General features: G+C 74.6%; 14 protein-coding genes. 10 read left to right on the top strand and 4 right to left on the bottom strand.

From position 1 onward, the window contains the following. The 3 genes from ACN268_RS14130 (at window position 1) to gltX (ending at window position 4143) form a co-directional block, all read left to right on the top strand. The gene (locus ACN268_RS14130) at window positions 1-1326 is read left to right on the top strand and encodes a GH1 family beta-glucosidase (protein WP_421483599.1); all 1326 of its coding nucleotides are present in this window, start codon (window positions 1-3) and stop codon (window positions 1324-1326) included. Next, a complete protein-coding gene (locus ACN268_RS14135) occupies window positions 1323-2600 on the top strand; it encodes an MFS transporter (RefSeq protein WP_421483600.1) in 1278 nt (425 codons plus the stop codon). Before ACN268_RS14130 ends, ACN268_RS14135 begins: the two co-directional genes overlap by 4 nt. A 133-nt stretch (window positions 2601-2733) precedes the next feature. Continuing rightward, on the top strand, window positions 2734-4143 hold the full coding sequence (gltX, locus tag ACN268_RS14140) for a glutamate--tRNA ligase (RefSeq protein ID WP_421483601.1): 1410 nt from the start codon (window positions 2734-2736) through the stop codon (window positions 4141-4143). A gap of 63 nt (window positions 4144-4206) precedes the next feature. Here gltX and ACN268_RS14145 read toward each other — a convergent pair whose 3' ends face one another. Continuing rightward, window positions 4207-4812 (bottom strand): copper resistance CopC family protein, encoded by a 606-nt coding sequence (locus tag ACN268_RS14145; protein WP_421483602.1) that lies wholly within the window; start codon window positions 4810-4812, stop codon window positions 4207-4209. A 224-nt stretch (window positions 4813-5036) separates the two neighbouring features. On the opposite strand from ACN268_RS14145, the gene ACN268_RS14150 reads away from it, so the two are divergent. Further along, window positions 5037-5705, top strand: coding sequence for a hypothetical protein (locus ACN268_RS14150; RefSeq protein ID WP_421483603.1), 669 nt, complete (start codon window positions 5037-5039; stop codon window positions 5703-5705). 85 nt (window positions 5706-5790) lie between these two features. On the opposite strand, the gene ACN268_RS14155 is transcribed toward ACN268_RS14150, so the two are convergent. The 3 genes from ACN268_RS14155 to ACN268_RS14165 form a co-directional block, all read right to left on the bottom strand. After that, window positions 5791-6756, bottom strand: coding sequence for an NADP-dependent oxidoreductase (locus ACN268_RS14155; protein WP_421483604.1), 966 nt, complete (start codon window positions 6754-6756; stop codon window positions 5791-5793). 36 nt (window positions 6757-6792) lie between these two features. Continuing rightward, window positions 6793-7149, bottom strand: a complete 357-nt coding sequence (locus ACN268_RS14160; protein WP_421483605.1) for a hypothetical protein — start codon at window positions 7147-7149, stop codon at window positions 6793-6795. 102 nt (window positions 7150-7251) lie between these two features. Continuing rightward, a complete protein-coding gene (locus ACN268_RS14165; protein ID WP_421483606.1) occupies window positions 7252-7791 on the bottom strand; it encodes a hypothetical protein in 540 nt (179 codons plus the stop codon). Window positions 7792-7979: 188 nt separating this feature from the next. Between ACN268_RS14165 and ACN268_RS14170 the strand changes: the two genes are divergently transcribed. From ACN268_RS14170 to ACN268_RS14195, 6 genes are all read left to right on the top strand, one after another. Continuing rightward, window positions 7980-9164: a sensor histidine kinase gene (locus ACN268_RS14170; RefSeq protein ID WP_421483607.1), complete on the top strand. Its 1185-nt coding sequence runs from the start codon at window positions 7980-7982 to the stop codon at window positions 9162-9164. Beyond that, the gene (locus ACN268_RS14175; RefSeq protein WP_421483608.1) at window positions 9161-9826 is read left to right on the top strand and encodes a response regulator; all 666 of its coding nucleotides are present in this window, start codon (window positions 9161-9163) and stop codon (window positions 9824-9826) included. Before ACN268_RS14170 ends, ACN268_RS14175 begins: the two co-directional genes overlap by 4 nt. 133 nt (window positions 9827-9959) lie before the next feature. Beyond that, window positions 9960-11039 carry a cellulose binding domain-containing protein gene (locus tag ACN268_RS14180; RefSeq protein WP_421483609.1) on the top strand — a complete coding sequence of 360 codons (1080 nt, stop codon included), beginning with the start codon at window positions 9960-9962 and terminating at the stop codon, window positions 11037-11039. Beyond that, entirely contained in the window at window positions 11009-12352 is a 1344-nt protein-coding gene (locus ACN268_RS14185; RefSeq protein WP_421486890.1) for a PucR family transcriptional regulator, read from the top strand. The genes ACN268_RS14180 and ACN268_RS14185 overlap by 31 nt, the downstream gene beginning before the upstream one ends. Before the next feature lie 135 nt (window positions 12353-12487). Next, window positions 12488-13657 carry an acyltransferase domain-containing protein gene (locus ACN268_RS14190; RefSeq protein WP_421483610.1) on the top strand — a complete coding sequence of 390 codons (1170 nt, stop codon included), beginning with the start codon at window positions 12488-12490 and terminating at the stop codon, window positions 13655-13657. Next, a complete protein-coding gene (locus ACN268_RS14195; RefSeq protein WP_204926396.1) occupies window positions 13654-14598 on the top strand; it encodes a beta-ketoacyl-ACP synthase III in 945 nt (314 codons plus the stop codon). Before ACN268_RS14190 ends, ACN268_RS14195 begins: the two co-directional genes overlap by 4 nt. The last annotated feature ends 23 nt before the right edge of the window (window positions 14599-14621 follow it).

Below are 14621 nucleotides of genomic sequence, written 5' to 3' on the forward strand. Positions count from 1 at the left end.
ATGACGACCGCACCGATCCCCGGTTTCCCCGCCGGTTTCCGTTGGGGGGTGTCCACCTCGGCGTACCAGATCGAGGGGGGCGCCACCGCCGACGGCCGGGGACCGTCCATCTGGGACACCTTCGCGCACACCCCCGGCCGGATCATCGACGGCAGCACCGGCGACGTGACCTGCGACCACTACCACCGGCACCGGGAGGACGTCGCGCTGCTGGCCGGGCTCGGGGTGTCGGCGTACCGGTTCTCGATCGCCTGGCCCCGGGTGCGGCCCGGCGGCACCGGCCCGGTCAACGCCGCCGGCCTGGACTTCTACGACCGGCTCGTCGACGACCTGCTGGCCGCCGGCATCGACCCGGTCGCCACCCTGTTCCACTGGGACCTGCCGCAGCCGCTCCAGGACGCCGGCGGCTGGCTGAACCGGGACACCGCCGCCCACTTCGCCGAGTACGCCGACGTGACCGCCGAACGCCTCGGCGACCGGGTGAAACTCTGGATCACCCTCAACGAGCCGTTCATCCACCTGAGCCTCGGCCACGGCACCGGGGAACACGCCCCCGGCCAGACCCTGCTCTTCGACTCCTTCCCCGCCGCCCACCACCAACTGCTCGGGCACGGGCTGGCCGTCGCCGCGCTGCGCGCCCGCAGCAGCTCCCCGGTGGCCATCGCCAACAACTACTCGCCTGTCCTCCGGCACGGCGACACCGACGCCGACCATGCCGCCGCGGCGGCGTACGACGCCCTGCACAACCACCTGTTCACCGACCCGCTACTGGGCCGGGGCTACCCGGACGGCTTCGACCCGGGCGTGGTCCGCGACGGCGACCTGGCGGTGATCGCCGCACCGCTGGACGTGCTCGGGGTCAACTACTACAACCCGACCGGGGTACGCGCCCCCGAGGAGGACTCCCCGCTGCCGTTCGAACTGGTCCCGCTGGAGGGCTACCCGCGTACCGCGTTCGACTGGCCGGTGGTCCCGGACGGGCTGCGTACCCTGCTCGTCGGCCTGCGCGACAGGTACGGCGACGCGCTGCCGCCGATCCAGATCACCGAGGGCGGCTGCGCCTTCGACGACGTCCCGGACGCCGACGGTCTGGTGCACGACCCGGACCGGATCGGCTACCTCGACGGGCACCTGCGCGCCCTGCGGGCCGCCATCGACGAGGGCGTCGACGTGACCGGGTACTTCGTCTGGTCGCTGCTGGACAACTGGGAGTGGGCGGAGGGCTTCACCAAGCGCTTCGGCCTGGTGCACGTCGACTTCGCCACCGGGACCCGCACGCCCAAGTCCTCGTACGCCTGGTACCGGGCCCAGGCCGGCCGGGGGTGACCACCGTCGACCCGACGCCGGCCTCGCTGCCGGCGGCGCTCGCCGACCCGGTCGTCCCGGTCCGGCGGAGCTGGATCGCGTTGATCTTCGCGGCCAACCTCGGGGTGTGGATGGCCTTCTTCACCCCCATCCAGGTGCTGCTGCCCCAACAGGTGGAACGGATCTCGCCGGACCACAAGGAGGCGATGCTGGCCGTCGTCACCGGGCTGGGCGCGCTCGCGGCGGTGCTGGCCAACCCGCTCGCCGGGGCGCTGTCGGACCGCACCTGCCTGCGCATCGGCGGGCGGGAGTTCGGCCGCCGGCACGTCTGGACGGCCGGTGGCGCGGTGCTCGGCGCGTTGGCGCTGGTGCTGCTGGCCCGGCAGCAGACCATCGCCGGGGTCGCGCTGGGCTGGGTCGCCGCCCAGGTCTGCTTCAACGCGATGCTGGCCAGCCTCACCGCCGGCATCCCCGACCGGGTGCCGGTGGTGCAGCGCGGCGGGGTCTCCGGCTGGGTGGGCATCCCGCAGGCGCTCGGCCTGGTGCTCGGCGCGGTACTGGTCACCGCCCTGGTCAGCGGCACCGTGCCCGGCTACACCGCGATGGCGTTGGCGGTGTTGCTGCTGTCGTTGCCGTTCGCCCTCCTCACCCCCGACGACCCGCTGCCCCGGCAGCACCGCCCGCCGCTGCGGCTACGCGCGCTGGTCGCCTCGATGTGGATCGACCCGCGCCGGCACCCGGACTTCGCCTGGGCCTGGATCACCCGGTTCCTGGTGCAGATCGGCAACGCCCTGGGCACCCTCTACCTGCTGTACTTCCTCACCGACGGGGTGCGCTACCCCGACCCCGAGGGCGGGCTGCTGGTGCTGATCCTGCTCTACACCCTCGGCATGATGCTCACCGCCGTGGTCGCCGGGATGATGTCCGACCGGTCCGGTCGGCGCAAGGTCTACGTGATCGTCTCCGGGGTGGTGATGGCGGTGGCCGCGCTGCTGCTGGCGGTCGCGCCGACCTGGCCGATGGCGCTGGTCGCGGCCGTGCTGCTCGGTGCCGGCTACGGCGTCTACCTGTCGGTCGACGCGGCGCTGATCACCGAGGTGCTGCCGCGCGCCACCGACCGGGCCAAGGACCTCGGCGTGATCAACATCGCGAACTCGGCACCCCAGGTGCTCGGCCCGGCGCTCTCCGCCCCGATCGTGGTCCACCTGGGCGGCTATCCCACGCTGTACGCGGTGACCGCCGTGGTGACCCTGCTCGGCAGCGCCCTGGTCCTCAAGATCCGGGGCGTGCGCTGACCCCCGGCGGCGACCCGGGCGGTCCGGGCCGGGTCGCCGCCCACAGGTCGGCAACGCCCGTCGGCGGCGGGCCGGGTGGCGGCGTCCCGGCCCCCCGGCGAACCCGGTCGCGGCCGGCCGTAGGCTGGACGGCGTGACGGTACGTGTGCGCTTCGCCCCCTCCCCGACCGGTATGTTCCACGTCGGCGGCGCCCGCTCGGCGCTGCAGAACTGGATCTTCGCCAGGCAGCAGGGTGGGGTGTTCGTGCTGCGCGTCGAGGACACCGACGCCGCCCGCAACAAGCCCGAGTGGACCGAGGGCATCCTGTCCGCGCTGGACTGGATCGGCATCGCCCGCGACACCTACGAGGGCCCCTACTTCCAGTCGGCGTACGCCGGTGAGCACCGGGCCGCCGCCCAGCGGCTGCACGACGCCGGCCGGGCCTACTACTGCGACTGCACCCGGGAGGCGGTGCAGGCCCGTACCGGCTCGCAGTACCAGGGCTACGACGGCTTCTGCCGGGACCGGGGCCTGCCGCCGGGTGAGGGGCGGGCGCTGCGCTTCCGTACCCCCGACGAGGGGGCGACCGTGGTGGTCGACCTGATCCGGGGCGAGCCGACGTTCGAGAACAAGCTGATCGAGGACTTCGTCATCGCCCGCGGTGACGGCTCCGCGGTGTTCCTGCTCGCCAACGTCGTGGACGACATGACGATGGGCATCACCCACGTGATCCGGGCCGAGGAGCACCTGCCGAACACCCCGAAGCAGCAGCTCCTCTGGGACGCCCTGGGGGTCAAGCCGCCGGTCTGGGCGCACGTGCCGGTGGTGGTCAACGAGAAGCGGCAGAAGCTCTCCAAGCGCCGCGACAAGGTGGCCCTGGAGGCGTACCGGGACGAGGGTTACCTCGCCGCCGCGATGCGCAACTACCTGATGCTGCTCGGCTGGGCGCCCTCGGGCGACCGGGAGATCGTGCCCTGGTCGGTGATCGAGGAGGAGTTCCGGCTGACCGAGGTCAACCCCTCCCCCGCCTTCTTCGACGAGAAGAAGCTGCGCGCGTTCAACGGCGAGTACATCCGGGCGCTGCCGGTCGACGAGTTCGTGGCCGCCTGCCAGCCGTGGCTGACCGGCACCGGCACCATCGCCCCGCCGCCGTGGCTGCCGGAGGAGTTCGACGCCGACGCGTTCGCCGCGGTGGCGCCGCTGGCGCAGACCCGGATCGCGGTGCTCAGCGAGATCGTGCCCAACGTCGACTTCCTCTTCCTCGCCGAGCCGTCGATCGACGAGGCGGCCTGGGCCAAGGCGATGAAGGAGGGGGCGGCCGACCTGCTCGACGCGGCCGTCGCCGGCTACACGGCGCTGGAGTCCTGGGACGCGGAGTCGCTGAAGTCGACACTGGAGGCGGTCGGCGCGGAGCGCGGCCTCAAGCTGGGCAAGGCGCAGGCCCCGGTCCGGGTGGCGGTCACCGGCCGTACCGTCGGGTTGCCGCTGTTCGAGTCGCTGGAGGTGCTCGGTCGGGAGCGCACCCTGACCCGGCTGCGCGCCGCCCGGCTCCGCCTGGTCTAGCTACCTACCACGACATCGACGCGGGGCCCGCCGGTGACCGGCGGGCCCCGCGTCGGTGTCCGGTCAGGTCCGGGTGGAGCGGCGGCGCAGGAACAGGCCGGCGGCGAGCGCGGCGAGCAGCACCAGGCCACCGGCCGCCGCCCAGAGCCAGCCCCGGCCGTTGTCGTCGGCACCGGCGGCGACCGGGGTGGTCGACGGGGAGCCGGGTGCCGCGCTGCTCGGCGTCGGCGACGGGGTGGGACTGACCGACGGGGTGACCGACGGCGACGGGGGCGCGGCGGCGGTGCCGGTGGTGAGGGTGAACCGCACCTCCCCCTTGACGGGATGGCCGTCACTGGACGGCAATTGATAGTCGACGATGTAGAGACCGGCCGCGCCCGGGGCGAACGGCACCCTGACCCGGCTGCCGGAGAAGGTCGGCTCGCCACCGGCGGCCGGGATGTTGTCCGGCCCGGTCACTGTGATCTTCGTCCTGCCAGGATCGAGTTTGGCCAGGAAGCGCAGCTCGACCGCGGCCGGCGCGGTGGCGACCTTGGCCCCGTTGGCCGGATTGCTCCCGGTCAGCGAGTTGTGTGCCAGCGCCGGCGACGCCGGCAACAACGCCACGCCGAGCGCCACGCCGACGAGCACTGGCACCGCCCGCACCAGCCGTGGGACCCTGCCCCCCATGAAGCCCTCCGCAAAGGTACGATCCGCCCGCTGATCACGCGGCTGAGAAATTGGTCGTTCCAGGATCGCAGATAGTTCCACATATTGTTCCCAGAGCTGCATCCGAGCGATGTTCCAGGAAGTCTGTGCGGTGGGGCCGGCGCTGCCCGGTCACGCACCGATACCGACCGACCCGCGCGTGACCCGCAGCACAGCCATCCATCGAACGGGGCGAGGAGGCGGCGATGGTCGACAGGGTGAGGCGGCTGCTGGCAGTGGTCGCGGTGGGCGTGGCGGCGGCGGTGGTGCTCGGCACCGGGCCGGCGGCGCAGGCGGCCGGGGCGCACCGGGCCGCACCGAAGACGCCACCCGCCGGGGTGGACATCACCGGGGTGGGACTGACCGAACCGCTACGGCTGCGCAGCGACACCGCCCCGACCCTCGTGGTCGCGGTCATCGACCAGGTCAGTTGGTTCGGCCGCACCGGTCAGGCCAAGGGCCCCAAGGCCGCCGACCTCGGTCCGAAGTACACCATCGTGGTCCTCGCCGGGGACGCCCCCACGCAGACGTTCGACCTCTACCCGTTGGCCAAGGGCGGCCCCCGGGCCTTCCGGCCGGCCAAGCAGCCCGACGCGCGCAAGACCACCGCCGGCTGGTTCCTCGGCCGGCTCACCATGTCCGAGACGCTGCGCGCCGCCGGGGTGCCGCTGGAGCGGCAGCTCGACACGGTCAGCGGCGGCGTGGGTGGCGGCGAGGAGCGGGCCCTCGCCGACGACGCCCTCAACCCGGGTCGGGACATCGACGACGCGCTCGCCGAACTCCAGCGGCTGCTGCTGCTCAACGTGGGCGTGATGTTGGTGATCACGCTCGGCCTGGCGGGCATCGCCCTGCTGGTCCGCCGCCGCACCCGCTGACCACGGGCCGGCCACCGGTACCGGCCTCCGCCCCGCCGGTCCGGCCCGGTGCACCGCGCCCCGGTGCCGGGCCGACCGGCACCGGTCAGGCCGGTGCCCGGTCGGCCGCCGTACCCGCCGCCGACCACACCGCCAGCACCACCTTGCCCCGGACGTGCCCGGCCTCGACCAGGCGGTGCGCGTCCGCAGCCTGGGCCAGCGGGAGCACCCGCTCGATGTGGACGGTGAGCCGGCCCGCGTCGACCAGCGCGGCCAGCAGCCCCAGATCCGCCGTGGACGGCTCCACGAACAGGTAGCTGCCGCCGAGCCGGGTGACGTGCTCCGGGTCGGCGACGGAGACCAGCCGGGACGGCCGGGACAACAACGCCGCCGAGACGTCCAGCGCCGCGCCGCCGAACAGGTCGATCGCCACGTCCACCCCGTCGGGCGCGAGCGCGCGGAGCCGGTCGGCCAGGCCGTCGCCGTGGGCGACCGGTTCGGCACCCAACGACCTGACGAAGTCGTGATTGGCCGGTCCCGCCGTGCCGATCACCCGGGTCGCCCCCAGCGCCCGCGCCACCTGCACCGCGAGGTGCCCCACCCCGCCCGACGCCCCGTGCACCAGCACGGTGTCCCCCGCGCCGGTGCCGGCCCGACGCAACGCCTGGTAGGCGGTCAACCCGGCCAGCGGCAGGCCGGCCGCCTCGACCCAGGACGCCTGGGACGGCCGGATCGCCAGGCAGCGTTGCGGGGCGGGGACCAGTTCGGCGTAGCTGCCGTACTGGAGGTGGTCGCGGCGGACGTACCCGATCACCTCGTCGCCGACGGCGAACCCGGTCACCGCCGGTCCGGCCGCCACCACCACGCCCGCCGCGTCCCAGCCGGGCACCAGGGGGAAGTGCGCGGGGATCGCGTCGGCCAGCAGCCCGTCGCGGATCTTCGCGTCGACCGGGTTCACCCCGGCGGCGCGTACCCGCACCAGCACCGTGTCCGGCCCCACCGGGGGGTCGGGCAGTTCCCGCAGGGTCAGCCGGTCGGCCGTGCCCCACCCGTCGATCGCGATCGCCTGCACGTCACCCACGCTAACGGCCGACGGGCCGTCAGGTGATCAGCACCAACGGTGTGGCGGGCGTTGGACGCGCTGCCGACGCCGGCCGGGGCGGACCGGGCCGTGCCGGTGCGCGCCGGCCCACCCGGCCAGGTCGCTGCGGCAGGCGCGGGCCGGCGGGTCCGGCTGGCCGGTCGGACCGGGTTCCACCGCCGCCGGTCGGGATGTCGCGCCGTCGACCGTCTCGACGCCCCGTTGGCGGGGCAGCGCCAGCTCGTCGTCGGCCCGTTCGGCCGCCCGACAGACCTGCTCCGTCGCCAGCCGGCGGTGCGGTCGGGCCGCCCCGGACTGGTCGTGGTGGCCCGGCCGGCAGGGCTCGCCCTGGGCGCAGCCGTGGTCGGCCTCCCCGTGCGCCATCCGGTCTCCTCACACTCGCGTGCCCGCCGGGACGACACCCCGGCGCAGCAGTGCCACCGTACTGGCCGGCACCGACGCGCCGTGCAGCGCGTACCCCCGGGGTCAGGACTTCGGGCGACGCGGGAAGATCGTCTCCCAGACCGGGAACGCGACCAGCCAGATCAGCAACGCGACGGTGAGGGTGCGGATCCAGTTCGCCAGCTCCCGGGTGCGCTCGGCGTCACCGACGACGACGATCGCGGCGGCCAGCAGGGCGCAGGCGACCGCCCAGCCGAGCAGTGCCTTGCCCCACTCCCGCCACTCGTGGCGGGCCCGCGCCCAGCCGTACCTGGGTGGTTTCACCGGCGGCGGGCCGCCCGCGAAACGGTGCGCGAAGCGCTGGTCGGCCCACCGGATCATGGAGTGCCCGAACGCCACCGAGAACCCGAGGTAGACGGCGGCCAGGCCGTGGGTGGCGTCCGCGGTCGCCCCCCGGCGCAGGTCCGTCGCTGCCGCGCCCAGCAGCACCAGATCGACCAGGGGGACGCAGACCAGCAGCGCCGCCCCCAGCCGGGGCCGGCGCAGCGGGTACCGGGCGACCAGCCCGGCCACGAGCAGCACCCAGAATCCGATCTCACACCCGACGATGACCGCCAGCAGCATGTCCACCTCCCCGTTCCGGTCCAGCGTGCCGGGGCGGGCCGGTGGTCACCTCACCGGCGGGGACGACTTCCGGGTCCCTCCTTCGGCGGAGTCGCGGCCCGGCGTACCCCGTTCGGCGGACGGCCGACCGGGCGGCCTCCTCCGCAGGTGGGAGGGGCACCGGCCCGGGGTGTGGTGGGATCGGGACCATGCGGATGCCGGGCTGGGTCGGCTCCGGCCGGCCGGGACGCGACCTGGCGCTGGCCGGGCTGTCCCTGGTCGGCGGCCTGGCGGCCTACGGCGTCGGCCTGCAACCCCAGTTCCCCTGGGCGCCGGACGTGCCGCGGGTGTCCTTCCTGCTGCCGCTGCTGGCGGTGAGCGTGGCGGTCGGGCTGCGCCGGGTGGCCACCCGGACCGGCCTGGTGGTGGGCACGGTGGCGGTGCTCGCCGACGCCGCGCTCGGCGTGTCGGTGGGCGTCACGGTGATCTACACCCAGGTGTTGTACGACACGTGCGTGTACGGCCCGTCCCGGTGGTGGCGCTGGCTGTTGCGGGTCACCGTTGGGCTCAGCGTCGGCGGCACGGTGGTGGGCCTGCTCTGGTGGGGCTGGCGGGGTGCCGCCGTCGGGATGCCGTTCGCGCTGCTCGGGGTGCTGCCGGTGGTCACCGGGATCAGCGTGCGGCAGTACCGCGACCAGGCGGCGACCGAACGGGCCCGCGCCGAGCAGACCGCCCGGCTGGTCGAGCTGGACCGGCGGCAGGCGGTGCTGGCCGAGCGGGCCCGGATGGCCCGGGAGCTGCACGACGTGGTGGCGAACCAGCTCAGCGCGGTGGCCCTGCACGCCACCGCCCTGCTCGCCGCCCCCGGGCTGGACCGGCCGCGCATCGACGCGGCACTGCGGGTGATCCGGGAGAGCAGCGTGCAGGGCATGGCCGAGATGCGGCAGCTCGTCGGGCTGCTGCGGGAGCCGTCCGTGGACCCGGTACAGGAGGCCACCCGGGTCCGGCTGGACGAGCTGGACCGGCTGCTGGCCCGGATGGCCGACGCCGGGCTGCGGGTCCGCACGACGGTGCGGGGGTCGCCCCGGGAGCTGCCGGTGGGGGTCGACCTGGCGGCGTACCGGATCGTGCAGGAGTCGTTGACCAACGCGTTGCGCCACGGTACGGGCACGGCGGAGCTGACCGTGGCGTACCTGCCGACGGAGGTGGCGGTGACGGTGGAGAATCCGGTCCGCTCCGGCGGGCCGGCCGACGGCGCGGCACTGCCGGCCGGGGGCGCGGGCCTGATCGGGATGCGGGAGCGGGTCGCCCTGCTCGACGGCGGGTTCACCGCCGGCCCCCGGGACGGCTGCTGGCGGGTGCGGGCGACGCTGCCGGCCGGGGAGCGGACGTGACCGCTCCGGTCCGGGTCGTGCTGGCCGACGACCAGGCGGCGGTCCGGGCGGGTCTGGTGCTGATCCTGGCCGGCGCGCCGGAGATCGAGGTGGTGGGCGAGGCGGCCGACGGGGAGACGGCGGTACGGCTGTGCCGGGAGCTGCGCCCCGACGTGGCGGTGCTGGACATCCGGATGCCCCGGCTGGACGGGGTGTCGGCGACCCGGGAGATCGTCGCCGCCGGCACCGCCGACGTGCTGGTGCTGACCACCTTCGACCTCGACGAGTACGTCTTCGGCGCGCTGCGTGCCGGGGCGGCCGGTTTCCTGCTCAAGGACACCGACGCGGCCGGTCTGGTGACGGCGGTGCGCACGGTGGCCCGGGGCGAGGGGGTGATCGCCCCGACGCTGACCCGGCGGCTGATCGCGGCGTTCGCGGCGACCGCGCCGGGCGTCGACGCGGCCGACCGCGCCGCCGTGGCCGCGCTGACCCCCAGGGAGCGTGACGTGCTGGCCTGCCTGGGGGTGGGCCTGTCCAACCGGGAGATCGCCGACCGGCTGGCGGTGGCGGAGAGCACCGCCAAGACCCACGTGAGCCGGGTGCTGGCGAAGTTGGCGCTGCGCAGCCGGGTGCAGGCGGCGATCCTGGCGCAGGAGCTGGCACTGCCCGCACCGCCACCATGACATAGATTTATGTCTATATTGACCGCGACCCCTGCGCGGTCGTAGGGTGCGAGCGGAACCATGGGCTCGCAGGCCGGCGGCCGGCCCGACGCCGCCCCCGACCGGAGCTCCGACGGGGATCGGAGGAATCGTCATGATCGCGTCCAGGCGGTCCGTCCTGACGGCCGGCGGCGTCCTCGCCGCCACCACCGTCGTCGCCCTCGGCATGACCACGGTCGCCGGTGGCGCACCCGCCACCGCCACCCCGGCCGGCGGGTGCACCGCCACGGTCCGGGTCGACTCCCACTGGGGCAGCGGCGCGGGCGGCGGCCAGATCGTCACCTTCACCGTCGCCAACACCGCGTCGGCGACCGCCAACCGGTGGACGGTCACCTGGCCGCTCACCGACGGCCAGCGGATCGTGTCGTCCTGGAACACCTCGGTCAGCGCGGCGGGTGGCACCGTGACCGCGACCAACGCGCCGTACAACGGGGTGCTGACGCCTGGCGCGTCGACCACCTTCGGCGTCCAGCTCGCCGGCCCCACCACCGCACCCACGCCGAGCTGCACCAACGACGCCGTCCCGCCGACCACCACCAGCCCGCCGCCCGGGGCCGACGTCACCGTCCGCGAGGTCGACAACCAGCGCACCGTGACCCTGTACGTCGGGCAGACGCTGGGCGTGACCCTGGCGGCCGACTACCTACCGGTCAGCACCACCGGGAACGCGCTGACCCCCGTGTCGAGCAGCGGCGGCTTCCCGACCGGGCAGCCGCTCGTGGCGACGCTGCGGGCCGTGACCCCGGGCACCGCCGAGCTGACCACCCGCACCGACCACGCCTGCCAGCACGCCACCCCGCCGTGCACCCTGCCGAGCGTGCTGTGGAAGGTGCAGGTCGCGGTCATCGAGCTGCCGCCGACCGACGCCGGGCAGACGGTGGTCGTCTCCGCGCCCGACAACCAGCGTGACCTCACGCTGCGCGTCGGTGACACGCTCGTGGTGAGCCTGGCCAGCAACTACGTGCCCCCGACGCTCTCCCCCGCCGGGGTCGTGGTGCCGGCCGAGGTGACCGGCGGCTACCCGAGCGGCCAGCCGCTCATCGCCCGGTACGTGGCGACCGCACCCGGCCGGGTCGACGTCTCCACCATCACCGACAACCTCTGCCGGCACCAGCCGACCCCCTGCCCGTCCCCCCAGGTGCGCTGGGTGGTGCACGTCACCGTCACCAACTGACCGGCACACCCGCCGACCTGCGCCCCGACGCCCGACGGCCCGCCCCTGGCGGGCCGTCGGGTGCCGACGTCGAGCCCCTGCTCAGGGCATGTCACGCTGGAGCCGTGAGCGAACCGGACGGGAGGGAACTGACGGCCACCCTGCGCCGGATCGAACGGGCGGCGGGGGCGCTGGCCACGGCCAGCGTGGCCCGGATGGACGAGAGCCTGCCCTGGTTCCGTGAGCTGCCGGCCGAGCAGCGCTCCTGGGTGATGCTGGTGGCGCAGGCCGGGGCCCGGTCGCTGGTCGAGTGGCTGGGTTCCGGCGGTGGCACCACCGACAGCACCCAGGAGGTGTCCGACGAGGTCTTCGCCACCGCGCCGCTGGCCCTGGCCCGGTCGATCAGCCTCCAGCAGACGGTGGCGCTGATCAAGGTGACCATCGACGTGGTCGAGGAGCAGGTGTCGCACCTGGCCGCGCCCGGCGAGGAGCAGCAGCTCCGCGAGGCGGTGCTGCGGTTCTCCCGGGAGATCGCCTTCGCCGCCGCCCGGGTGTACGCCCGCGCCGCCGAGTCCCGGGGCTCCTGGGACGCCCGGTTGCAGGCGCTGCTGGTCGACGCCCTGCTGCGCGGGGACTCCCCCGACGTGCTGGCCAGCCGGGCCGCCGCGCTGGGCTGGGCGGACGCCCCACCGGTGGCGGTGGCGGTGGGCCGCTCCCCCGGCGGCGAGGTGTCCGCCGTGCTGCACACCGTCTACCGGTACGCCCGCCGGATCGGGGTGGAGGTGATCGGCGGCGTGCACGGCGACCGGCTGGTCATCGTGCTCGGCGGCGCGGCCGATCCGATGGCCGCCACCGAGAAGCTGCTCCCCGGGTTCGGCGACGGTCCGGTGGTGGTCGGTCCCGCCGTACCCAGCCTGGACGAGGCGACGGACTCGGCGCGGGCGGCGCTGGCCGGCTACCGGGCGGCACCGGCTTGGCCGACCGCACCCCGGCCGGTGCCGGCGGCCGACCTGCTGCCCGAACGGGCCCTCGCCGGTGACGCCGAGGCCCGCCGAAGGCTGCGCCACGACGTGTACGCCGCCCTGGTCCGCGCGGGCGGAGAGCTGCTGGAGACGTTGGACGCCTTCTTCGCCGCCGGGGGGACGCTGGAGAGCGCCGCCCGTGCCCTGTTCGTCCACCCCAACACGGTGCGTTACCGACTGCGTCGGATCGCCGAGGTGACCGGTTTCTCCCCGCTGACCCCCCGGGACGCGTTCGCGCTCCAGGTGGCGCTGACGGTCGGCCGGCTGGACCCGATCGTCCCGGCGGGTGCGCCCGGCCCGAGCCAGAAATGACACCGGGTGACCGGTGAGCAGGGCGGCTAGGCGACGATCATCGCCGATGTTTGTAGGAACCCTCCAAGAGTTCTAGTGCGGTTTGGTGTCAGCCCGCACAGCGCTTACCCCGGGGTATCGGGAAGAGTCATAGACGTGCTCGCCGTCCTCTCTCCAGGCCAGGGTTCCCAGAAGCCCGGCTTCCTGACACCGTGGCTCGCCCTGCCCGGCGTCGAGTCACGGCTGCGCTGGTGGTCCGTGCCGGCCGGGGTCGACCTGGTCCGGCTCGGCACCGAGGCCGACGCCGACGAGATCAGGGACACGGCCCGCACCCAGCCGCTGCTGGTGGCCTCGGCCCTGATCGCGGCCGAGCAGCTTCCCCTGCACGACGTGAACCTGGTCGCCGGGCACAGCGTCGGCGAACTGGCCGCCGCCGCGCTGGCCGGGGTGTTCTCCGCCGAGACCGCGATCACCCTCGCCGGGGTACGCGGCCGGGAGATGGCCGCCGCCTGCGCGCTCGCCCCCACCGGGATGGCCGCCGTGCTCGGCGGCGACCCGGACGAGGTGCTCGCCGCCCTGGAGACCCACGGGCTGCACCCGGCCAACCGCAACGGTGGCGGTCAGGTGGTCGCCGCCGGCACGCTCGACGCCCTGGACAAGCTCGCCGCCGAACCGCCGGCGAAGGCCCGGATCGTCCGGCTCCAGGTCGCCGGGGCGTTCCACACCCCGTACATGGGTCCCGCCGAGCAGGCGCTGGCCGCCGTCGCCGCCGGGATCACCCCGTCCACCCCGGCCCGGCTCCTGCTCTCCGACCTCGACGGCGCCGCGGTGGCGCACGGCCGGGAGCTGGTGCACCGGCTGGTCCGGCAGGTCACCGCCCCGGTGCGCTGGGACCTGTGCATGCGGACGCTCGTCGAGCTGGGGGTCACCGGAGTGCTCGAACTCCCCCCGGCCGGCACCCTCGCCGGGCTGGTCAAGCGGGAACTCAAGGCCACCGGCGTGCCGGAGATCGTCACCCTGAACACCCCCGCCGACCTGCCCGCCGCCCGCGACCTCATCGCCCGGCACAGCGGCCCGCCCGGTCACCGCCCGACCCCCCGCGCCCGGGTGGTCGTCGCCCCCGCCGTCGGCACCTTCACCCCCGCCGAGGGCCTCGCCGAGGGCGCCGAACTGAGCGCCGGTCAGGTGCTCGGCCAGGTGACCACCCGGCAGGGACCGGTCGAGGTCACCGCCCACGACAGCGGCCCGCTCACCGAGTGGCTCGCCCACCCCGCCGACCCGGTCGCGCCGGGCCGACCCATCGCCCGCATCGGAGGCCAGGCATGAGCGGCAGTCGGATCGTCGCCCTCGGGCACTACCAACCCTCCCGGGTGGTGACCAACAACGACATCGCCCAGTTCGTCGACACCAACGACGAGTGGATCAGGGACCGGGTCGGCATCGCCAGCCGGCGCATCGCCGACGGCGAGACGGTCGCCGACATGGCCACCGCCGCCGCCGACAAGGCCCTTGCCAACTCGGGCCTCACCGCCGCCGACATCGACCTCGTCGTCGTGGCCACCTGCACCTCGATCGACCGCAGCCCGAACGTGGCCTGCCGGGTCGCCGCCAAGCTGGGCATCACCGCCCCGGGCGCGTTCGACCTGAACACCGCCTGCTCCGGCTTCGCGTACGCGCTGGGCACCGTCGACCACGCCATCCGGGCCGGCGCGTCCCGCAACGCGCTGGTCATCGGCGCCGAGAAGCTCTCCGACTTCACCGACTGGACCGACCGTTCGACCTGCATCATCTTCGCCGACGGCGCGGGCGCGGCGGTGGTCACCGCCACCACCGGCGACGAGCCGACCGGGATCGGTCCGGTGGTGTGGGGTTCCGCGCCGGACAAGAGCGACGCGGTACGCATCGAGGGCTGGCGGCCGTACATCGCGCAGGAGGGGCAGTCGGTGTTCCGCTGGGCCACCACCGCGCTGGCCCCGCTGGCGCTGCAGGCGTGCGAGAAGGCCGGTGTCGACCCGTCCGAGCTGGCCGCGTTCGTGCCGCACCAGGCCAACTCGCGGATCATCGACGGCATCGCCAAGCGGCTCAACATCCCGCAGGCGATCATCGCCAAGGACATCGTCGAATCCGGCAACACCTCGGCGGCGAGCGTGCCGCTGGCCCTGTCCAAGCTGGTCGAGCGCCGGGAGGTGCCCTCGGGCGCGCCGGTGCTGCTGTTCGGCTTCGGCGGCGGGCTGACCTACGCCGGTCAGGTCGTCCGCTGCCCCTGAAGACCCGACGCGGTCGGCGACCG

Origin of the sequence: Micromonospora sp. WMMD735, assembly GCF_049178995.1 — a bacterium.
GTDB classification, from domain to species: domain Bacteria; phylum Actinomycetota; class Actinomycetes; order Mycobacteriales; family Micromonosporaceae; genus Micromonospora; species Micromonospora wenchangensis.

Bases quoted from the DNA above. Each gene is read 5' to 3' on its own strand.
- ACN268_RS14130 (WP_421483599.1), top strand. From the start codon at position 1: ATGACGACCGCACCGATCCCCGGTTTCCCCGCCGGTTTCCGTTGGGGG.
- ACN268_RS14145 (WP_421483602.1), bottom strand. From the start codon at position 4,812: ATGGGGGGCAGGGTCCCACGGCTGGTGCGGGCGGTGCCAGTGCTCGTC.
- ACN268_RS14150 (WP_421483603.1), top strand. From the start codon at position 5,037: ATGGTCGACAGGGTGAGGCGGCTGCTGGCAGTGGTCGCGGTGGGCGTG.
- ACN268_RS14160 (WP_421483605.1), bottom strand. From the start codon at position 7,149: ATGGCGCACGGGGAGGCCGACCACGGCTGCGCCCAGGGCGAGCCCTGC.
- ACN268_RS14165 (WP_421483606.1), bottom strand. From the start codon at position 7,791: ATGCTGCTGGCGGTCATCGTCGGGTGTGAGATCGGATTCTGGGTGCTG.
- ACN268_RS14170 (WP_421483607.1), top strand. From the start codon at position 7,980: ATGCGGATGCCGGGCTGGGTCGGCTCCGGCCGGCCGGGACGCGACCTG.
- ACN268_RS14180 (WP_421483609.1), top strand. From the start codon at position 9,960: ATGATCGCGTCCAGGCGGTCCGTCCTGACGGCCGGCGGCGTCCTCGCC.
- ACN268_RS14195 (WP_204926396.1), top strand. From the start codon at position 13,654: ATGAGCGGCAGTCGGATCGTCGCCCTCGGGCACTACCAACCCTCCCGG.